22 protein-coding genes are annotated in these 21,399 nt (G+C 33.2%); 9 read left to right on the top strand and 13 right to left on the bottom strand.

Going from position 1 to position 21,399, the window contains the following annotated elements; translation table 11 throughout:
* Positions 1 to 108 precede the first annotated feature (108 nt).
* The 4 genes from AC52CF_RS05785 to AC52CF_RS05770 are packed head-to-tail and all read left to right on the top strand — an operon-like array spanning position 109 to position 5,275.
* A complete protein-coding gene (locus AC52CF_RS05785) occupies positions 109 to 1,338 on the top strand; it encodes a DNA cytosine methyltransferase (RefSeq protein WP_496517938.1) in 1,230 nt (409 codons plus the stop codon).
* Positions 1,325 to 3,475 carry an ATP-binding protein gene (locus AC52CF_RS05780; protein ID WP_496517937.1) on the top strand — a complete coding sequence of 717 codons (2,151 nt, stop codon included), beginning with the start codon at positions 1,325 to 1,327 and terminating at the stop codon, positions 3,473 to 3,475. The genes AC52CF_RS05785 and AC52CF_RS05780 overlap by 14 nt, the downstream gene beginning before the upstream one ends.
* Positions 3,476 to 3,481: 6 nt before the next feature.
* Positions 3,482 to 4,855 (top strand): hypothetical protein, encoded by a 1,374-nt coding sequence (locus AC52CF_RS05775; RefSeq protein ID WP_496517936.1) that lies wholly within the window; start codon positions 3,482 to 3,484, stop codon positions 4,853 to 4,855.
* Positions 4,856 to 4,858: 3 nt separating this feature from the next.
* On the top strand, positions 4,859 to 5,275 hold the full coding sequence (locus AC52CF_RS05770; protein WP_496517935.1) for a very short patch repair endonuclease: 417 nt from the start codon (positions 4,859 to 4,861) through the stop codon (positions 5,273 to 5,275).
* 161 nt (positions 5,276 to 5,436) lie between these two features.
* Here AC52CF_RS05770 and AC52CF_RS05765 read toward each other — a convergent pair whose 3' ends face one another.
* On the bottom strand, positions 5,437 to 5,691 hold the full coding sequence (locus AC52CF_RS05765) for a hypothetical protein (RefSeq protein WP_496517934.1): 255 nt from the start codon (positions 5,689 to 5,691) through the stop codon (positions 5,437 to 5,439).
* 93 nt (positions 5,692 to 5,784) lie between these two features.
* Positions 5,785 to 6,009, bottom strand: a complete 225-nt coding sequence (locus AC52CF_RS05760; RefSeq protein ID WP_496517933.1) for a hypothetical protein — start codon at positions 6,007 to 6,009, stop codon at positions 5,785 to 5,787.
* Between the two features lie 159 nt (positions 6,010 to 6,168).
* On the opposite strand from AC52CF_RS05760, the gene AC52CF_RS05755 reads away from it, so the two are divergent.
* Complete coding sequence (locus AC52CF_RS05755; protein WP_214590459.1) at positions 6,169 to 6,468, top strand: helix-turn-helix domain-containing protein; 300 nt, start codon at positions 6,169 to 6,171, stop codon at positions 6,466 to 6,468.
* A gap of 206 nt (positions 6,469 to 6,674) precedes the next feature.
* On the top strand, positions 6,675 to 7,172 hold the full coding sequence (locus tag AC52CF_RS05750; RefSeq protein WP_214590460.1) for a hypothetical protein: 498 nt from the start codon (positions 6,675 to 6,677) through the stop codon (positions 7,170 to 7,172).
* A gap of 21 nt (positions 7,173 to 7,193) precedes the next feature.
* Here the strand turns inward: AC52CF_RS05750 and AC52CF_RS05745 are convergent, their stop codons facing one another.
* The 4 genes from AC52CF_RS05745 to queG all read right to left on the bottom strand — a co-directional run bounded on the left by AC52CF_RS05745 (position 7,194) and on the right by queG (position 11,203).
* Entirely contained in the window at positions 7,194 to 8,492 is a 1,299-nt protein-coding gene (locus tag AC52CF_RS05745; protein ID WP_214590461.1) for a cryptochrome/photolyase family protein, read from the bottom strand.
* A 78-nt stretch (positions 8,493 to 8,570) separates the two neighbouring features.
* Positions 8,571 to 9,218, bottom strand: coding sequence for a murein L,D-transpeptidase catalytic domain-containing protein (locus AC52CF_RS05740; protein WP_214590462.1), 648 nt, complete (start codon positions 9,216 to 9,218; stop codon positions 8,571 to 8,573).
* 6 nt (positions 9,219 to 9,224) lie between these two features.
* The gene (locus AC52CF_RS05735; RefSeq protein WP_214590463.1) at positions 9,225 to 9,908 is read right to left on the bottom strand and encodes a TIGR02117 family protein; all 684 of its coding nucleotides are present in this window, start codon (positions 9,906 to 9,908) and stop codon (positions 9,225 to 9,227) included.
* A 350-nt stretch (positions 9,909 to 10,258) separates the two neighbouring features.
* A complete protein-coding gene (gene queG / locus AC52CF_RS05730; RefSeq protein ID WP_214590464.1) occupies positions 10,259 to 11,203 on the bottom strand; it encodes a tRNA epoxyqueuosine(34) reductase QueG in 945 nt (314 codons plus the stop codon).
* Between the two features lie 88 nt (positions 11,204 to 11,291).
* Between queG and AC52CF_RS05725 the strand changes: the two genes are divergently transcribed.
* The 3 genes from AC52CF_RS05725 to AC52CF_RS05715 all read left to right on the top strand — a co-directional run bounded on the left by AC52CF_RS05725 (position 11,292) and on the right by AC52CF_RS05715 (position 13,532).
* A complete protein-coding gene (locus tag AC52CF_RS05725) occupies positions 11,292 to 12,506 on the top strand; it encodes a tRNA modification GTPase (RefSeq protein ID WP_214590465.1) in 1,215 nt (404 codons plus the stop codon).
* A gap of 75 nt (positions 12,507 to 12,581) precedes the next feature.
* Complete coding sequence (locus AC52CF_RS05720; protein ID WP_214590466.1) at positions 12,582 to 12,881, top strand: rhodanese-like domain-containing protein; 300 nt, start codon at positions 12,582 to 12,584, stop codon at positions 12,879 to 12,881.
* 33 nt (positions 12,882 to 12,914) lie between these two features.
* Positions 12,915 to 13,532: an HD domain-containing protein gene (locus tag AC52CF_RS05715; protein WP_496517932.1), complete on the top strand. Its 618-nt coding sequence runs from the start codon at positions 12,915 to 12,917 to the stop codon at positions 13,530 to 13,532.
* Positions 13,533 to 13,631: 99 nt separating this feature from the next.
* Here AC52CF_RS05715 and AC52CF_RS05710 read toward each other — a convergent pair whose 3' ends face one another.
* The 7 genes from AC52CF_RS05710 to AC52CF_RS05680 all read right to left on the bottom strand — a co-directional run bounded on the left by AC52CF_RS05710 (position 13,632) and on the right by AC52CF_RS05680 (position 21,384).
* The gene (locus AC52CF_RS05710; protein WP_214590468.1) at positions 13,632 to 14,414 is read right to left on the bottom strand and encodes an alpha/beta fold hydrolase; all 783 of its coding nucleotides are present in this window, start codon (positions 14,412 to 14,414) and stop codon (positions 13,632 to 13,634) included.
* Positions 14,415 to 14,431: 17 nt separating this feature from the next.
* Complete coding sequence (locus AC52CF_RS05705) at positions 14,432 to 15,376, bottom strand: NAD(P)H-dependent flavin oxidoreductase (RefSeq protein ID WP_214590469.1); 945 nt, start codon at positions 15,374 to 15,376, stop codon at positions 14,432 to 14,434.
* Positions 15,377 to 15,502: 126 nt separating this feature from the next.
* A complete protein-coding gene (locus tag AC52CF_RS05700) occupies positions 15,503 to 16,873 on the bottom strand; it encodes a peptidylprolyl isomerase (protein ID WP_214590470.1) in 1,371 nt (456 codons plus the stop codon).
* Between the two features lie 87 nt (positions 16,874 to 16,960).
* Positions 16,961 to 17,884, bottom strand: coding sequence for a PfkB family carbohydrate kinase (locus AC52CF_RS05695; protein WP_214590471.1), 924 nt, complete (start codon positions 17,882 to 17,884; stop codon positions 16,961 to 16,963).
* 28 nt (positions 17,885 to 17,912) lie between these two features.
* On the bottom strand, positions 17,913 to 18,470 hold the full coding sequence (gene gldD / locus AC52CF_RS05690; protein WP_087709026.1) for a gliding motility lipoprotein GldD: 558 nt from the start codon (positions 18,468 to 18,470) through the stop codon (positions 17,913 to 17,915).
* 1,281 nt (positions 18,471 to 19,751) lie between these two features.
* A complete protein-coding gene (mutY, locus tag AC52CF_RS05685; protein WP_336733284.1) occupies positions 19,752 to 20,795 on the bottom strand; it encodes an A/G-specific adenine glycosylase in 1,044 nt (347 codons plus the stop codon).
* Between the two features lie 136 nt (positions 20,796 to 20,931).
* Positions 20,932 to 21,384, bottom strand: a complete 453-nt coding sequence (locus AC52CF_RS05680; protein WP_375180750.1) for a hypothetical protein — start codon at positions 21,382 to 21,384, stop codon at positions 20,932 to 20,934.
* Positions 21,385 to 21,399: the final 15 nt, after the last annotated feature.

The following is a 21,399-nucleotide window of genomic DNA, read 5'->3' as shown; positions in this document are numbered from 1 at the left end:
TTGATTTTTAGGGTAGTTAAAAAAGGTGGCTAAAATTTATTCTATATTATATTGTCAGTATGGAAATTTTAGTTATTTTTATATAACGCCATTTTCATCAGAAAAATTATGGAAACTAAATTAATAAATTTTATAGATTTATTTGCAGGGGCATCTGGTATGTCTGAAGGATTTGTGAATGCTGGATTTAATCCTATAGCTCACATTGAAATGAATCAGGAAGCTTGTTTAACAATAAAAACAAGAGCAGCATATCATTATCTTAAATCAAAAAAAAAAATAAAAATATATTATTCCTATATTAAGGGAGAAATTTCAAGAGAGGAACTTTACAAAAATGTACCTGAAGAAATATTAGATTCTGTTATTAATGTAGAAATAGATGATAATTCTATTAGAGATATTTTTAAAAAACTTAGCCTCCAAAAACAAAATATTGATTTGATAATTGGCGGACCTCCCTGTCAGGCATACTCATTATTAGGAAGACACCAAGAAAACATCGAAAATGACCCAAGAAATAAACTATATATTCAATATGGCAGATTTTTGAAAGAATTTAATCCAAAAGCATTTGTTTTTGAAAATGTTCCTGGTCTACTAAGTGCAAATAAAGGAAAGCACTTTAAAAACCTAAAAGCTTATTTCAGAAAGCTTGGTTATGAAGTATATCATGAAACACTTGATGCTTCAGATTATGGCGTTGTTCAGGCAAGAAAAAGAATAATAATTATCGGATGGAAAAAAGAAAATGATTTTGGCTTTCCTGATTTTGAAAAATCGAAAAGAAAATACACTGTTAATGACGCTTTTCAAGATTTACCTAAATTAAAACCTGGTGAAAGTCATCAGTATATAAAATATAAAGAGGAGAAGAATAATTATCTTGAAAAATTCAATTTAAGAAATGGAATTGAATTTGTCACTCAGCATATTTCACGCCCTCATAATGAGAGAGATTTAGCAATTTATAAAACTGCGATAAATAAGTGGAATAATGAACAAATAAGAATAAAATACCCAGATTTACCCGAAGAATTAAAGACACATAAAAATGAATCTTCATTCATTGATAGATTCAAGGTTGTAAACGGAACAGGAGTATCACATACAGTAGTTGCACACATTGCAAAAGATGGACATCATTATATACACCCAGACGAAGAACAATGTCGATCTATTTCGGTAAGAGAAGCGGCAAGATTACAATCATTTCCAGATGATTTTTATTTTGAAGGTTCAAGATCTGCAGCATTTAAACAAATTGGAAATGCTGTTCCTCCACTGCTAGCGTATGCTATTGCAAAAAAAATGAAAAATATTTATGAGCAATTATAGTACACATAAAATTAAGGCAAAAAGTCATATATTATCTCTACTCGGAGATGAGCTCATTGGAAGTGATAGTTTAGCAATATTTGAATTGGTTAAAAATGCTTATGATGCAGACGCTACAAAAGTAAAAGTTACGTTTCTAAATTTGAATCAAAATAGTCAAAGAATAATAATTGAAGACAATGGAAATGGAATGTCTTCAAAGATTATTCAAGATGTTTGGTTAACAATTGGCACTGATTTTAAAAGAGGCAAAAATAGAAAGGAGAGCCCTATATTAAATAGAGTTTCTTTTGGAAATAAGGGAGTAGGTAGACTTGCTGTACATAAATTAGCAAAAACTATTACGCTAGAAACACAAGGTAGAAATGATTTATTTCCAAGCCGGTTACAAATTGATTGGCCACAGCTGATTAGTTCTAAAGAATTTATTCAGGATTTAGAAGTTGAAGTTGAATCAGTAGGAGAAGTTTTATTTGAGGATGGTCATGGTACAAGAATAATTCTGGACAATTTAACTACGAAAGTGTGGAGCAAAAAAACACTTAAAGATTTAGTTAGAAAAATCAATAATATTAAAAACCCATTTTCACTAAACAATAATTTTGAGATTATTGTTGAAGCAAACGATATTCATAATGAATGGATAAAAGAAGTCAAAGATACTACTGAAGTTTTAGAAGATTCATTATATCAGTTTAGTTTTGAACTAGATCAATTAGGTGATAAAGAAGATTTTGTTAACATAAAATTTAAGTATTATTTTAATCCTCCTTCACAAACAGGATTGAAAAAAAAAGAAAAAATTATTGAACAAGAATTTCATATAGGAACAATCTTTAAAGATATCGATGGTAATAGTCTAAAACACTTTTTAAGGAATAAAGATCTGGACGGGATAGGATCATTTAAAGGACAATTCTATGTTTTTAACCAGAATTCTAATTTATTAAAAATGCATTTTGGTGGACAAATTAATGCTATAAAGCAATTTATTAAAGATAATTGTGGGATAAAAATATTTCGAGACAATATAAGGGTTTATAACTATGGTGAACCTTTTGATGATTGGTTAGGATTGGATTTAGATAAAATTCAGAGAGCTGGAGATCATTTTGGAAAAAAAGTTACAGTAGGTGCAATTGAATTAAATTTAAAAACCAGTAATGATGGACTTGTTGAGAAAACAAATCGAGAGGGATTTATTGAAAATCAAATTTTTGAGAAATTTAGATTAATTGTAAAGGAAATTTTCTATTTGTTTGAAAAAGAGTCTGAAAGTGATAAAGATGAAATTGAAGAATTTCTAGAAGGAACGAGACCAATAAAAAAAGTAGGATTTAAAGATTCTATCATTGAGCTGGAAGATAAATTAAAAATAAAAAATCTAGATAACGAACTCTCTCCATTATTAAAAAGAATCGATAATGATTATACTATTATGCGTGATATTATGGTTAATTCAGGCATGACAGGTATAAATTTAGGTATTGCCTTTCATGAGGTTGATAGAGAAGTTCGTATTATTAATCAGGAACTAAATATTGAGGGCGATGGTATTGATATAGATATTATTAAAGATAAAATAAAAAATTTAGTTCAGATCTTAGAAAGCTTATCACCACTTCTACGACAGAATCAAACAACTTTAACATCAGCAAAAAAAATTATTGAAATAGCACTTAAAAGAAATATTAATAGATTTAAATATCACAAAATAGTATTTTCGAGTCCATTATTAAATGGAGAAAATAAGGATATTTCATTTAAGGTTCCATCAAATTTACTGATATCCTCAATTTCAAATATAATAGATAATTCAATATATTGGACAAAATCAAAGGCAGATATAACTAATAATAAAAACTTTAAGCCCGCCATATATATTGGCACAGACATGAACTCGTTTGAAGGTCCTGCAATAATTATTGCCGATAATGGATTAGGATTTTCAGTAGATCCAGAATTCATGACACAACCATTTAAAACTAAAAAAAATGGAGGAATGGGGTTAGGTTTATATTTTACTGATGTTGTGATGAATATGGTTGGGGGGAAATTGATTTTTCCTGATACTCTTGATTTAGAAATACCAAAAGCTTATGATGGTGCATGCTTAGCTCTCGTTTTTCCAAAATAATTAACCATGATTGATAAACAAAATAGAATAATTATAGTAGATAACTCTCAAGAAGAATTAAAAAGATTAGGTAATGCATTTCTAGAAATTGGTATTGGATGCAGGACTTTTCTTTATACTCAGGACTACGATGAAGAACCTCTAAAAAATGTAAGAATTGCATTCTTTGATATTAATTTGGGAAGTCTTGCTGAAATTGTAAGTAGTGAGAATAAAGAGGAGCTTAAAAAAAATAATTCAAAAGTTTTAAATGAACTTGCGGTCGCAATAAATCAATTTATTTCTCCTGAAAATGGACCATATATTCTAATCTTTTGGACAAAAAATAAAGATTTAGTTGATGTTTTTAGAGAATATATTAATGAAAGGGAAATTGATATACTAAACCCTCTTCAAATTTTCAGTATTGATAAATTTGATTTTGAGGGAGAAAAAGTAAGCACTTTGCCTGAAAAAATATTAGAAATAATAAATTCTAATGAACAAATAAAATTTTTATTCGACTTACAAGAAAATTGTCGTAAGGCAGGAGAAGAAACAATTAATAGATTATATCAAATAATTCCTAAAGATAAAGTTTGGGGTGAAAACCAAATTTTTTTTCAAAATCTAGATATAATTTTTTCAAAAATAGCATCTTCTACTTTAGGTTGCGAACATGCAAAGGAAAAAAATCAGAAAGCTATATATGAAGGTTTATTACCTATCATTAATTATGAATTAATAAATAGCGAGAATGTATTAGATTGGAATCAAATATTAACAAAATTAAATACATCTACCAATTGTAGAGATATAACTATTGCAGATAAATCTATTCAGAACAAACTGAATACATTATATCATATTGAAGAATTTGTAGATCAAAAGAGAGATTCTCGAGGTAGTTTAATCGAAATTGATAAAAACTCAATTGAACCACTAAGGTCATTCAACATAGAGAATATAAATGATTGGATTAGCAAAACTATTCCATTTAGAGATCAAAATACCGAAGACATAAAAAAAAGAAGACTAGAAATATTAAGTAATTCGAAAATAATAGCTATAGAAATAAGCGCTGCCTGTGATTTCTCTAATAAAAAATCAAGAATTAATAAATATATTTTAGGAATTTTAACTACAAATTTAAATGATAAATTAGATAGCGATCTAAATTTAAAAAATAAACCAGAAAACTGTTATCATCTCGGAGGATGTGGTTTTTATTATAATGGAAAGCCCTGTCATATTTGGGTTAATTTAAATTATGTTTTTAGTGCTAAGTCAGATGATTCAAGGTTTGGTGAAACATTATTTGTTTTGAAAAAGGAAATAATGGATATGTTAGGAAATAAATACGCCAGTCACATATCTCGTATAGGAATTACAAGTTTATAATTTATGGATGTCCACACTCCTGAACAACGCTCAAAAAATATGCGAGCAATTAAAGCTACTGGGACTAAAGATGAAGTTCGTCTGGCAAAAGCTTTATGGAGTTTAGGATATCGATATCGAAAGAATAATAAAACAATATTCGGAAAACCTGATCTTACTTTCAAGAAATACAAGTTAGCAATTTTCGTTGACAGTGAATTTTTTCATGGCAAAAACTGGGAGACTGAAAAGCACAGAATTAAATCTAATACAGAGTTTTGGCATAAGAAAATTGAACGGAATATTCAGAGAGATAAGGAAGTAAATAGTTATCTTATCCAAAATGGATGGACAGTTTTGAGATTTTGGAGTAAAGATGTAAAGAAGTATTTAGATGAGTGCATTCAAAAAATAGTTTCGATTATTGATTCTGATAAATAGAGCTTTATACTAATTTCTCTTTATTAAGAAAATAGCTTCCAGAAACCTAAACAGCAAAAGAGCCTGCCCTAATCTCAGGACAAACTCTTTTTATTAAAATCTAAAAAAACTTATCTTATATTAAAGTCGGTTCGGGTAAATTAAAATACTGGTATGTGTTATTATTCTACTAAAACATCATTATTTTCAGTCTCTTCCATAATATAAGGATCTTCGTGTTCTGAAAATTCTTCAAACAATTCGTATCTGGGTTTTGAAAGTGAACTTAGAAAGGTGATTGTTGTGCGGTTTTTGTTTTCATCTACTTTTACAACAATAGAAGTACAGCAGGGGGAAGCGTTGAAATAATTTTCAAACCTTCTGCCGCATTTAAAGCATTCGGTAATAATGATTTCTTCTGTCTCGAAATTTTCCATGGTAATTGTGTGTTTTTTTTATTAACAGCTCGTTTTAGGAGCTAAATATATTTTTTCATCAGTCAGTTGTGTTTTCAGAATTCAAATATATGTCTAATTCTCTACCTGTACCTTATTAAACAAAGAAACTTTGTAAAGTGCATCAATAACATCTTCGTCATTCACCTTCCTGTTTTTTACTTTTCTAATGTAATTGGGATCTCTGGATTTCTTAAGAATTATGTTCACAGAACCCGTGTAGCGCGTCGGTAACCATTTATCAATAAAATCAAATCGTTCATTGATGGTGTTCTGATAGGGATATATCAATTTGCTCATACAAATAAATATTTTTGTTTAACCTTTTTTCGTAATTTTGTGTTTATCTCTCCGAGATAATTATAAAACAAATATACAACTATATATTTAAAAACAATAATTAATTGAAATTTTAACAACTAATTATTAAATAAAATTAAAAAGAAGAAATTATTCGATATGAAAATTCACGAAAAGATACGCGAGTACAGCAAATCAAAAGGAGAAACTTTAAGAGAAATAGCCGAAGAATACGGCATGACTCCGCAGGCTATTCAGCTTTATTTTTCAGGAAAAAATGCAATTCCACTCAATTTTCTGGTTTGGTATCTGGAAAAACATCCGGATCTGGATCTTTATGCTCTTTTTGACAAGAACAGAGAAAGCATTGTTTCTGAACCGAAAACACCTTATCATAAAAAAACCAAAAAACAGGAAGTAATAGACCAAATTGTTGCGATCCTGCAAAAAGAAATGTAATATCCACAAAAGATTAATTACCTTAATACATCAACCGGAAAATTAAAACAAATAATTTTTCCGGTTTTATTTTTCTGTAAATGAGAGAAATATCCCTTCTGTGATTCTTTTACTTAATTATAGCAAAATTAGTTGTACTCTTTTTAACAATTTATTTATCTTCGCACCTCTGAAATTTAAAAAGTTAGTTGCGCAAAATCACAAATATGACTATTAATGCTTCTCATAAACTGATTCCCATGACGGATTTTGTCATCGAGTATTATTCGCATGAAGGATACGCAGATCTTCAGACGCTTAAACTGATGAACAATTACGCCAATCTTTTGAAAAAGGAGCTTACATTGGGAATGTTTGTTCCCGTAGATTCTTCGGGCGAAATCCTGAAGGAACCCAGAAACTACGAATCGTGGAAAGCTCTTGAGCATAATTCCAAAAAAAGGAATGATGAAGAAAGTAAGGCTTTCGAAGATTACAAAATCTATCAGAAAGCCGAAAAAAAATGTCTTTTTGAAGGATTTAAAATTGCCTATAACGGCTATTCCGTCGTGAGAATTGTAGCTTCTTACAACACTTCAATTGAACTTTCATTCAACAAAAACGAAAAAACATTCCAAAACTTTAAAGATATTGAATCGCTAACTTCTTTTGATGAAATCTATCTGAACAGTTCTGCTTTGAAGAAAATAGGAATTCAGAAATAATTATCAGATAAGCATATACAACTACTCTTTTACCGCATTTCCGTACACTTCCAAAGCCCTTTTTCTGGCAAAAGTATGCTCCACAATCGGTTCTGCATTGATGTCTTTTTCGGAAAGCCATGTTTTGATGTATTTTAAATCTTTATCAAATTTTTTGGTCTGCTCCGAAGGATTGAAAACCCTGAAATAAGGAGCTGCATCGCAGCCGCATCCTGCAGCCCATTGCCAGTTTCCGTTATTGGAAGACAGCTCGTAGTCCAGAAGTTTTTCTGCGAAATAGGCTTCTCCCCATCTCCAGTCGATTAAAAGATGTTTGGTAAGAAAACTCGCAACAACCATTCTTACCCTGTTGTGCATAAATCCCGTTTCGTTTAGCTGTCTCATCCCTGCATCTACAATCGGATAGCCGGTTTTTCCTTCACACCATTTTTTAAATTCCTTTTCATCATTTCTCCATTTAATGCTATCATATTTTTCTTTAAAAGAATTGTTGACCACTTTCGGGAAATGATATAAAATCTGCATAAAAAATTCTCTCCAGATCAGTTCATTCAGCCAGACTTCATTGTGTTTTTCTGCAAATTCCACACATTTTCTTACGGAAATGGTTCCGAAACGAAGCGCAATTCCTAAACGCGTTGTATGATCCATTGCCGGAAAATCTCTGTATTGATTGTAATCATCAATAATCTTTTTTTCCAGTGAAGGTTTTTTAAATTCCAGATCTGTTTTCTCAAAACCTAAATCTTTAAGTGCTAAAAATTTGGAAGGCGAATATGTATGAAATTTTGAAAAATCAACTTCCATTTTTTTGAAGGTGACAGACTTGAAATTTTCTTTCCATTTTCTTGAATACGGGGTATAAACGGTGTAAGGTTTTCCGTCATTTTTTACCACATCATCCTTTTCGAAAATCACCTGATCTTTAAAATCCTGAAAATTAATATCACTTTTTTTAAGCAGATCCTGTATTTCTTCGTCTCTTTTTATTGCCTGCGGTTCATAATCCCTGTTGCAGAAAACAGTATCGATTTCAAAATCTTTAATCAGTTTTTTGAAAGCTTCAACAGGTTTATCGTGAAAAACGGTTAATCCGCTCTTATGTTTTTTAAGCTCAGTATGAATTTCTTCCAGAGCCTGATAAAAATAATCTACTCTTCTGTCTGATTTATTTTCAAGCTTATCAAGAATTTCCTTATCGAAAATAAAAACCGGAACTACTTTTAAACCGGCTTCAAGTGCATGAAACAATCCTGTATTATCTTCCAGCCTGATGTCTCTTCTGAACCAGAAAATATTTACTTTTTCTTTTTTAGACATAATGATTTATTAACCCTGTTTTCTCTACAAAAATCAGACTAATTTTTCTAATAGTAAAGAGATTGTATTTAAATTTTTTTAATTATAAATCCACATCAGAACAGGCTTTTTAGATTTCTGAAGCATCGGATCTATCTCTTTCATCGCATTATTGGATACGGTAGGACAGCCCCAACCTTCAGGAGAACCTTTCGGGAAGACTTCTTCATCGCTCATCAGATTCCAGGAATGAAAAACAATGAATCGTTTCAGCGAATTGCTGTTGGTTTTTTCCAGACCGTGCATCAGATATTTTACATGAATTCCCCAGTCGCTGTAACCTCGTCCCTGAATTTTGTATTTGCCGAGTGATGAAAGATGACTTCCGTCTTCATTGCTGAATTTCGGATGGTCTTTTGATGCGTCACTGCTCCACTGATTATTTCCGCAACCGTGACCAACAAGATATTTTTTTGAAGCAGAATTTGTTTTAAAATTCCAAACTACCAGTCTTTTCACTCCGGAATGCAGACTCATATCAATCAGAATGCAAAAATCTGTACTGAACTGATTGGATTTGCAGAATGTAAGTGCTTCTTCGGCTTTCGATTTTGTTTTATTTAAATCAATTTCCGGTTTCTTTTCCTGCTTTGAGATTTCTGAAATCTGTGGCTTGATGGTACTTTCCGCTTCCTGTTTGCATGATAACAGGAACAGAAATGCCGTTATCCAACTTAAAAAATTCACAGAAACCTATTTGTAATGTAAGAAGATTCCATAATCTGAAGGCGTCCAGAATGCCGCTTTCTGATCCGCCGCTTTCAGAGCATCATTTGCCCAGGTGTTGCAGGTATTCAGGAAGCTGTATTTTCCCTGTGCATCATAGAATGCGTCATTACTTCCGTAAACAGCATTTGTAGGAACAAGATTGTAGTTTCCGTTTTGGTCTTTATCAAATTTAGCATCTACAAAATCTACCAGTTTTTTATACTGATCCTTGCTGATCATAATTTTTTTACAGTCGTCGCCTTCCTTCATAGTTTTATAGAAAGTACAGTGCATTGCCGATTCGCTAAGCCAGAAAGCGGCCTTAAAAGCCGTCGAAAACTTAAGATCTGCCCAAGTCGGAGTGTCGAGATAGAATCCTTTATCTCCCCATCCTACTCCTACATAATTGTAATCTGTACTTTTGGATTTCGTATTGCTGAACGGGATTTTTGTACTCCAGTCCTGTATCTCATTCTTTACAGGCATTACAATATCCGTATGAACGCCGTTGGTGTAAATATAAACCGGAATTTCTTTTTTCTGGCCGTCATCCTTCGCAGAAACTTCAATAAAAGGCAGAAAATAACCCAGAGCAATATACAAAACCACAATTCCTACAATAATTCCTAAAGCTTTAATGATGAGAAGCAACATCTTTTTCACGTTCATGTCTTATTTAAGTTAATGAAAATTTAATTATTAATTTTTCGTAAAAGTATTTGTTTTGATCGGAATTTTCGCTAAATTTAAGTACCAAATATTAAAAAATATGCACAAAAACACGAAATCAAACAAAAGATTCAAAGTAAGAGTAAAAGTAGCCCCAAAAAGAATACAGAAAAAACGCTGATTTTTAACAAATTTTATTTTCAGAATACATTTTTTTTAGTCTGAAAATTTTTTAAAATTCTTACCAGCCATCTTTCCCTCCTTAAAGATCCATTTAAGGAATGGGTGTTCAACCTTCTTACTCTGGAACTTCAACAATTCCAGATAAGGGTTTATCCGCCAAAATGATTTCACTTATTTTGTGAAGATTTTTCCAGAAAATCTATATTTCTTTTCAGTCCGGCAAATTTTGTTCTTTTGACAGGCGATTTGCGGAAAATTTCGGAAAACAGTTCCTGCGTAAGCTCCTTCCACTCTCTTTTTTTAAAATTTTTCAGCGCTTCATTCGGTTTGAATTTCATTTGCTGATGAGGTGACGAAAAACGGTTCCACGGACAGACATCCTGACAAACATCGCAGCCAAACATCCAGTCGTCCATCTTGTCCTGAAAATAATCGGGAATAGAGTCTTTGAGCTCGATTGTTGCGTAAGAAATACATTTGCTTCCGTCAATCAGCTTTTCTGAGACAATCGCATTGGTGGGACAAGCATCAATACATTTCCTGCACGTTCCGCAGTGATCGGTCACCGGATGATCTGCAACGAGTTCCAGATCGCAGATAATTTCCGCTAAAAAATAGAACGAACCGCTCTGTCTTGTAATTAAATTCGCGTTTTTTCCTACCCATCCGATTCCTGATTTTCTCGCCCAGCTTCTTTCCAGAACCGGCGCAGAATCTACAAAAACACGAAATCCGAATTCCCCGATCTCTTCCTGAAGTTCAACAACCATCTCACGTAAAATATCTTTGATGACTTCATGGTAATCTTCCGCATAAGCATATTTGGAAATCTTAAAATTTTCGAGAGTTGAAATTTTTTCTTCGGGAAAATAATTGTAGGAAAGAGAAATTACAGACTTGGAACCTTCTACGAGCAATCTGGGGTCTAATCTTTTATCAAAATAATTTTCCATGTATTTCATTTCGCCGTGGAAATTATTTTTCAGCCAGTTTTCGAGTGGTTTTGCCTCTTCTTCAAGAAAATCTGCTTTCGAAATCCCACAGTTCTGAAATCCAAAACTTTTTGCCTTGGATTTTATAAGCTGCGTATATTTTTCTGCGGTTGAAATCATGATTTACACTTGCAAAATTAAGATTATTTTATAATTTTGCCGCGTTTGAAAAATTCAGACCTTACAACTAAGGAAAAAATAATAACTCATGAAAAAAATCTGTCTGTTCACCGGACTTATTTCAGCAGCGTTTTTTAACGCACAAATAAAATTCGAAAAAGGTTATTTCGTAAATAATTCAGGACAACGAAGTGAAGTTCTGATCAAAAATCTGGACTGGAAAAACAATCCTACAGAATTTGAATACAAAACAGATGAAACTTCTGCAGAAATAAAAAAAGAATCCATTAAAAATATTCAGGAATTCGGAATCGATAATGAGCAAAAATATATCAGAAAGACGGTGATGGTAGATCTTTCTTCTGATCAGTTGCAATCAATGTCTTACGAGAAAAAAGCGAATTTTGCAGAAAAAACCGTTTTCTTAAAATATGTAGTGGAAGGAAAAGCAGACTTATTGTATTATGAAAATGAAGACCTTGAAAGATTTTTCTTCTCTGTGAACGATTCTGAAGTAAAGCAGCTTGTTTATAAACCTTATTACATTGAAAATTCATTAATTGCTTATAATGAAGAATATAAAAAGCAGATTCTGGATAATCTGAATTGCGGAGTAGATCTTACGGACGTTAATAAACTGAATTACAAACCAAAAGATCTGATTAAAGTTTTTCTGAAATACAACGAATGTTCTAACAGTTCTGCGGTAAACTACAATCAAAATTACGAAAAAAGAGATCTTTTTAATCTGACCATAAGACCGGGGATGAATTTTTCTTCTTTTGAAATGGTAAATGATTATTATTCCGGAAGCGGAAATGCGAAATTTGATAATAAAATATCTTTCAGAATAGGTCTTGAAGCTGAATTTATTCTTCCTTTCAATAAAAATAAATGGGCCGTTTTCGCAGAACCTACTTATCAGTATTACAAAACAGAAAAGCAATCTGTTGTTTATGAAGGGCAGCCTTTCGAAACAACATCAATCAGAAATATAGATTATAAATCGATAGAAATTCCTTTGGGAATAAGACATTATTTCTTTCTGAATGACAAGTCTAAAATCTTCATTAATGCGGCGTATGTTTTTGATATTGAAATGGGATCAAATATCCGATATGATTATAATAATTTGAAAATATTTTCCGGCAATAACTTTGTTTTCGGGGTAGGATTTAAGTATAATGATAAGTTTCAGGTGGAATTCAGAACATCCACCAATAGAAATCTGATGCAAGACTATTTAAACTGGACTTCGAAATATCAGACTTCTTCTGTGATCTTAGGATATACACTGTTTTAGAAAAAGCTGTAAAATTGTAAATTTTCTTTAAATTTTACGTATTTTCGTTATAAGTTTAATCTAATAAAACAAATTATGTCTTTATCAGAAGTTATAAAATCAGGAAATTATGCATTAATCGACGTTCGCGAACCTATGGAACTGGAAATGGACGGAAACATAGAAGGTGCTAAAAATATTCCTTTGGGAGAAGTGGAAGACAGAAAAGAAGAAATCCTGTCTATTGAAAAGCCTGTAATTTTGTTCTGCAGAAGCGGAAACAGAAGCGGAAAGGCTTTGGAATATCTTAACTCTCAGGGTTTGCAAGACGGCTACAACGGCGGAGGCTGGGCTGAGCTGAAAGCAAATCTGGAAGCAAATCAGGGAACTTTTTAAAAAGTTCCTTTTTTTATCTGAAAATTTTTGAAAATGAACCTGAAAGAAAGATTTCTTCAAAACTGTTTTTTATTTACCGAAGATCAAAATCTTATTGGAGATCTTTGGTCTGAAATTGAAAAGAAATACAGCGAGAAAGGGAGACATTATCATAATCTTGAGCATCTGGAAAATATGTTTTCTGAACTGGATGCTTTAAAAGATGAAATTGAAAATTTTCCTGTTCTCTCATTTTCTGTTTTCTATCATGATGTAATTTATGATGCTGCTTCAAAATCAAATGAAGAAAAAAGTGCTGAATTTGCAGCAGTAAGACTGAAAAGACTTCATGTAGACTCTCATTTCATTCAAAAAGTTTCTGAACAGATTCTTGCCACCAAATCGCATCACTTATCTGAAAACAGCGATACCAATTATCTTTTAGATGCTGATCTGTCGATTCTCGGAAAAGATTCTGAAGTATACATTGATTACACTAAAAAAATAAGGAAAGAATATGCCATCTATCTCGATTTGCTTTATAAACCGGGAAGAAAAAAGGTTTTAAAACATTTTCTGGAACAGAAGGATATTTTTAAGACCTCCATTTTTAAAGAAAAGTATGAGGATATTGCAAGAAAGAATATTCAGATAGAAATTGATGGGTTTTGATCTTGCATTTATTGACCACCCCGTCAAAAATTCTTTGAATTTTCGCCACCCCTCCAGAGGAGGGAAATGTAATGCTGCTTAAATTTTACCAGCTATTTTTCAGTATTCTGCCTTTATAATTGAGGAGATAAACTCTGTAGATTTTTGCAGAACAGTGTCCGGAATTTCTTTATGCGGTGTATGGCCGATGTTCGGGATGATGAATTTTTCTGAAGTCCCGCTTACCTGGGAAATTGTTTTTTCAACCTGATCCAGTGTTCCGTACTCGTCATTTTCTCCCTGAATAAATAACAAAGGTGATGTTATATTTTTCAGCAGATATTCAATATTCCAGCTTCTGAATTTGTCGCTTAACCAGATTTCCGTCCAGGCTTTTACCATCATTTCAACTTTATCACCATGATATTTTGCCAGACGTTCCGGAAGATTGGTGGTTTTATAAGCTTCAAAAGCATCTTTTACACCGTTTACTGTTATATCTTCCACGAAAATATGTCCGGCTTCACAAAGAGTTGCAATGACTTTTTCAGGATATTTGGCGGCGAAAATCAGGGCAATTGTTCCGCCGTCGCTGTGTCCGAAAAGGATTATATCATTTATATTCAGTTCTTTTAAGAGGTCATTCAGAAGATCGGCTTCCTGCTCCATATAATTATTTTCTCTTTCATAGGTAAGCATAGGAAAAGATTTTCCGTAGCCTAAACGATCATAGACCAACACATTACATTGCGTCTGCAAAGCCAGTTTTTCAGGAAAGTCTCTCCAAAGCTGAGTGCAGCCTAAAGAATCGTGCAGAAAAACAATAGTTGGTTTATTTTCAAAAGAGTTATGATATTCTGTATATAGTTTTTTCCCATTGACATTAACAATCCTTCCTTCCATTAACTTTCAGATTAATTCTATAAACTTGGCGTATTGGTTTCGTTAAATTCTTTAAGTAAATTCTGAAAAACGGTTTCTACGGGAAGAACTTCATCAATTAACGCAGAAACCTGCCCGATTTCGAGTTCGCCTTCTTCCATATCGCCTTCAAACATCCCTTTTTTGGCTCTTGCACGTCCTAAAGAAGCGATTAGAGACTCTTTGTTTCTTCCAACGTTGTAGATCTCCTCCAGTTCATTAAAGAACTTATTTTTAACCATTCTTACAGGCGCGAGTTCTTTAAGGGTAAGATGGGTATCTCCTTCCTGAAGTTCTGTAATTTTATTTTTCCAGTTTTCATGGGCACTTGCTTCTACAGTGGCAGCGAAACGGGAACCGATCTGAACGCCGTCTGCGCCTAAAATCATGGCTGCTTTCATCTGGGAGCCTAAAGCAATTCCTCCTGCTGCAATCAGCGGTTTGGAAATATGCTTTCTTACATTCGGGATTAGACAGAATGTGGTGGTTTCATCTCTTCCGTTGTGACCGCCTGCTTCAAATCCTTCCGCAACTACGGCATCTACTCCTGCCTCTTCGCATTTCATGGCAAATTTTGTTGAAGAAACCACATGAGCAACCTTCAAACCTTCTTTCTGCAAAGTTTCGGTATATGTTTTAGGGTTTCCGGCGGAAGTGAAAACAATCTTTACACCTTCTTCCAGAATAATCTGAATTACTTCATCCAGATTAGGATACAGCATCGGTACATTTACTCCGAAAGGTTTGTCTGTAGCCTGTTTACATTTCCGGATATTCTCCCTTAAAATATCGGGATACATACTTCCTGCGCCGATTAATCCTAGACCGCCGCAATTGGAAACCGCAGAAGCAAGTCTCCATCCGGAATGCCAGATCATGCCTGCCTGAATGATAGGATATTGTATATTAAAGAGTTGTGTAATCTTATTTTGTTGTGAATTCATCTGGTGAAGCTTTTTTGCTGAATTAAAATCTATGAAACTGCTCATGCTGTAAAAATAATAAAAATAGCGGTCTTGCGAAGATTTTGGGCATAAAAAAACCTTCAGAAGTTCTGAAGGTTTTGATGATTATTTTTTAATTGAATCTCTTTTCCAGTTGGCTTTGAAGTTACAAGAATCGTAACGTCCGTCGATGGAGATGAATGTTGTCGGAAGCTTTGAGTTAACAAATTTTTCGATCATTTCATTTCGCTTTTTATTTAGCGCCATCTGCTTCACTCTGTCGTAATCTGTTTCCAGTTTGATCTGGTGAGCCGGAATTACATCTTCCACTTTTACGATTTTTACCACTTTTCTTTCTCTTTCATCCATATCATCGAAAGCGTTCGTAATATCTCCTTTGTTTAATCCTGCCAATTCGTAGCTGATTGTTCCCGGAACTGTTTCTCTTTCAATTTTATTTGATCCGTCCGCTCCCGGAATAACTCCCGCATTGAACTTTGTTCTTTTATCGTCTGAGAATCTGAAGGTAGCGTCTTTGAATGTCATTTTTCCGTTAAGAATTAAACCTCTGATGCTGTCCAGTTTAGCTTTTGCTGTTTTAATTTCCTCATCAGTAGGAGTTGCCATCAGAAGGATGTGTCTCGCTTCATAGATTTTACCTGATTTTTTAACAAGCTGGATAAGGTGATATCCGAATTCCGATTCTACAGGCTCTGAAATTTCTCCTTCCTGAAGATTTAAAGCGGCTGCCTCGAAAGGTTTTACCATCTGTCCTTTGGAAATGTTTTTCATTAAACCTCCGTTGGAAGCGGTTCCTTTGTCTTCAGAAAAAATCCTTGCCTGACTTTCGAAAGTCTCTCCTCCTTCAATATCTTTCTTGATTTTTTTCAGCTTATTAATCAGCTCGTCTTTATGAGCATCCGTAAGTTTAGGATACATCATGATCTGAGATAACGACACCTCATCTTTAATTTCAGGAAGCTGACTTTTATATAAATTATAGAAGTCGGTTACCTCGTTTGGTGTAACGTCCGCTTTGTCTGTAATTCTCTGAATTTTAGCCTGTCCGTAATATTGGTCGGTATCGATTTTTTCGATTGCGTTTTTCATTTCATATCCGTTTCTGAACTTGTAGGCTGCCAACATTGTTTTTTCATCAGGAAACTGAGAAAGCAACTGCTGATATTTTGCATTCGCCTGTTCTTTAATTGCAGCAGAACGGTTATCGATTAACGTATCTCTTTTAGCAGCGTATACCAAAAGCTTATTATTCAGTAAGTTTTCTAAAAACTCACACTTATCTATGTTGGAAGCTCCCTGCTGTTTTGCATAATTCATCTGCTCATTGATGTCAGACTCCAAAACAATTTCATCACCGATTACAGCAGCAATTCCATCCACTAAATCTCCCTGTTTTAACTGAGCATTCATCATATTTGTACCAAACAACATGATGAAAATTCCAAAAAGAAAAGTGATCTTAAGTTTATTTATCATTTTACTATTTTAAACAAGTTGCAAATTTAGAATTCTTAATGAATTACACTAAATTTTTTATTATAAATATTTCTTAAAAAGAGGTATTTATTGTACTTCTACGTTGAAAGTTGTTAATTCCTTAAACTGCTTCAGTCTTCCGAATACGTCTGATTCGTTTACTTCCTGAATTCTTTCTGTCCCGAATTTCTCAACCGTGAAAGAAGCCATAGCAGAACCTACGATTAACGCAGACTTCATGGTTTCGAAATCGAATGTTCCTTTTTTAGCTAAATAAGCTGCAAAACCTCCTGCAAAAGTATCTCCAGCTCCGGTTGGATCGAAAACTTCTTCCAGTGGTAAAGCCGGAATGGCGAATACTTTATGATCGTGGAAAAGCAATGCTCCGTGTTCTCCTTTTTTGATGATAACGAACTTCGGGCCCATTTCGTGGATTTTTTTAGCTGCTTTTACCAGAGAATATTCTCCTGAAAGCTGTCTTGCTTCTTCGTCGTTGATTGAAATCACGTCCGTCTTAGCAATCATCTGCATTAGTGTTTCCAAAGCTGTATCCATCCAGAAATTCATGGTATCAAGAATAACCAGTTTCGGACGGTTGTTCATTTTTTCAAGTACGGAAAGCTGTACTCCCGGGTGAAGATTTCCTAATAATAAGATCTCTGCATCCTGCATAGAATCCGGAATTTTAGGATCAAAATTTTCAAGAACGTTTACTTCAGTTGCCAAAGTATCTCTTGTATTCAGGTCGTTGTGGTATTTTCCTGCCCAGAAGAATGTTTTCCCTTCTTTTACGATTTCAATTCCCTCTACATTAACCTCTCTGTTTGTGAACATATCAAGATATTCCTGCGGAAAATCTCCTCCTACCACAGAAACGATTCCGGACTTAACGCCCAAAATAGATGAAGTGATCCCGATATACGTAGCTGCACCTCCTAAAATTTTATCTGTTTTTCCAAATGGCGTTTCAATTGCGTCGAACGCAACACTTCCTACAACTAAAAGTTTCATATTTTTTTCAAAGTATTTTAAAAGTAAATTATTTTTTCCATTCAAATGTGTCCAGCAGGTGTTTCATATCTCTTTTGATATAATCTACCGCAGGAGCCAAAGAATCCGGTTTCGGTCTTGTGTTAAAGTATAAATAGGCAGTTACAAAATGTTTGGTACTGTCTGTAATGTAAAACTGAAGATTGGAAGCGCTCTGTCCTTTCAGTTCATAAAAATTTCCGTATACCTTTTTTTCAGGATATTCGAAAGATTTTGTGTCGATTGCGCTTGCTTTTATCGTATGTTCATACACCATTTTTTCAGCTTCCTGAATATGAGCTGCAAAATCATTCTGTATCGGGTAATACGTTACAAAAACTTTGGCTTTCATTTTCGGATAGTTCAGATAATACCAGCAAGGCTTTTTTGCATCGGTAATGTTTGCAAAATCTGAATATTCAAATGTATAATTACAGTTGTTTTCGAATTTCTGATATTTCGGTGCGGGATATTCCAGTCGAAGTTCTCCGTAAGGCTTCGGAACCGGATCTTTTCCGCAAGATACCAAAAGTAAGGCTGCAAAAATAAAAATGGCGTTTTTAAACATTTTGCAAAAGTACAAATTAGATTTCAGATTTCGGAAGACAAATTTCGGGATTTCAATGGGTTTTGAGATTGTGATTAAATTTTGCTTTTGAGGCTTTGTTTTTGAATGTGAAGCTTCGCGAAGTTTTTTCTTTTAAAACTAAATGGGATACCCATTTTAATCATGTATTTAATTTTAACGCAAAGTACACGAAGATTTTTTTTAACAGCTTTTCGTTTTAAGTTCACTAAAGTGTTTCACTTAACGAAGACAACAAAGATAATGACTTGTTGTACATTATGTAGCATTTTGTCATTCTGATCGGAGCGAAGCGGAGTGAAGAATCTTTTTAACGCAAAGAGCGCGAGTCTTTTTTGAATATTATTGTGAATATTTTTCGTTCGCGAAGGCGTTTCACTCAGCGAATGATAATATGTTAATGAATATTCATTTTAATCATATACTTAATTTTAACGCAAAGCTCGCAAGAGTTTTTAAATATTAACCGCTTTTTTAAGTTCACAGAGGCGTTTCACTTAAATAAGCACACAGAAAGTTTTTTATTACATTCTAATTATTTTTTAAGCTTATCCATTAATTTGCCTGCAAATTCTTAATCTTTCTTAACTGCTTAACTATTCTTAATGGTTTCTTTTTAAACAATAGGCGCAAAAAGTTTATTTGAAATTATTGAAAACATTCTTCGTTCGCAAGGGCATTTCACTCAGCGAATGATAGATATGTGAATGATTCTCCATTTTAATCATGTAATTAATTTTAACGCAAAATGCGCGAAGATTTTTCTTTTAAAACTTAATGGATATTTTTAAGTTCGCTAAAGCGTTTCACTTAAATAAGCACACAGAGCGTTTTTTATTACATTCTAATTATTTTTTAAGCTTACCCTTTAATTTGCCTGCAAATTCTTAATCTTTCTTAACTGCTTAACTATTCTTAATGGTTTTTTTTTAAACGCAATAGACGCAAAAGTTTATTTGAAATTATTGAAAACATTTTTCGTTCGCAACGGCATTTCAATCAGCGAATGATAGATATGTGAATGAATCTCCATTTTAATCATGTAATTAATTTTAACGCAAAATGCGCGAAGATTTTTCTTTTAAAACTTAATGGATATTTTTAAGTTCGCTAAAGCGTTTCACTTAAATAAGCACACAGAGCGTTTTTATTACATTCTAATTATTTTTTAAGCTTATCCATTAATTTGCCTGCAAATTCTTAATCTTTCTTAACTGCTTAACTATTCTTAATGGTTTATTTTAAACGCTTCTCGCAATGACATTACAAAATTCTATATGCCGTTTCATAATTTTGGATATAATTCTCCAACGGTTTCGGGAAGGATTTTTCGTGTGAACCTTCAACATCGGTTACGATGTAATTATTTTGAGTGATGAAATTCTGCCATATTTCTTCTGATTCTACTTCAACATTAAAAATCTCAATGCTTAAATTTTTGTGCGTGAGTTTATGGCTTACATTTTTTACACTTTTGATGAATGGAATTAAATCATCTGAAATTTCAGGTGGAAATTCAAATAACTTTTTCCAGATGAAATCGTCTTTTCTCTGTTGAATTAAAAACTGACCATTTCTGTGAACGAAATAATATTTCAGCTCCAAGTCAGCAGCTTTTACTTTTTTTGTTTTTACCGGAAATTCAGAAACTTTATTCATGGAAAAAGCCAGACAGTCTTCATGTAAAGGGCATTCTCTGCAAAGAGAATTTTTAGGCTTACAGATTTCGGAACCTAAATCCATCATCGCCTGATTGAAGTCACCGACATTTTCAGGTAAAATTAAATGAGCGAGTTCAGAAAAATAATTAAAGGCTTTTGAACTTGAAATATCAAAATCATCTGCAAAAATTCGGCTCAGAACGCGGTAAAAGTTTCCATCCACAGCCGGAATTTTACCCCCAAAACAAATACTGGAAACTGCAGCGGCTGTATATTTTCCGACTCCTTTTAACTTTAAGATTTCATCGTATTCATAAGGAAAAACGCCATTATAATCGTTCATGATCTGTTGCGCTGCCTTATGAACATTGATCGCTCTGGAATAATAGCCTAGTCCTTTCCAATACAGTAAAACTTCGTTTTCGTCTGCTTCGGCAAGGGTTTTTACATCCGGAAAACGCTGAACAAAATTATTATAATGTCCTAATCCCTGAGCAATTCTGGTCTGCTGAAAAACGATCTCACAAATCCAGATTTTATAAGGATCCCTGGTCTGTCTGAAAGGTAAATCGCGGGCATTTGTTTTATACCAGTTAAGAAGTTTATTGCCGATGTGTCTGAAGTCTGATTGTTTTGTTTTTTCCAAAGGTCTGTCTGCTACATTTTATGCTTCGACAAGCTCAGCATGACAACGCTAAAAATTCACTTTTAATAAAACGACTAGTATTAGAAATGTCATGTTGAGCTTGTCGAAGCATCTGTTTATTAAATACAAAGATAATTTAATTTTCTTTTTGAACTGAATATACAGGAGCCGCTTTCAGCCACTGGTATTTTAAATGTTTTTCTTTTGCGATGAAGCGGTAACCTTCCAGTTTTTTGAGATAAACATAGGAAGCAGAATCTTTTTTGAATTTTAACTGTTGATTAGACAGAAAACTGAACGGGAAATCCACAATAGAATCTCTCGTTGTTTTCTCTACTTTGCCATTAATAACTCTGTAAATAAATATGGATTTTCCACGACTATGAGACTGATCGATAAGTTTGATATTCGATGAAGAAACCACCATATCACTTTCATCAAAGCATTCCTGCGGTTTCATGACATAAGCTTTTCCTTCTTTTATTTCGTCGGCGAAAAGATTTATTGGATGATTTTGCTGTACTCTTTTATCTTCACAACTGAAAATCACAAAAATTATGGGCAAAAAGTAGAATAACCTGCCTTTCATATTTCTATTTTTAAC

This window comes from Chryseobacterium sp. 2P (assembly GCF_059579425.1).
The sequence above is the reverse complement of the archived record's forward strand: the minus strand, read 5'-3'. Positions and strand labels throughout refer to the sequence as shown.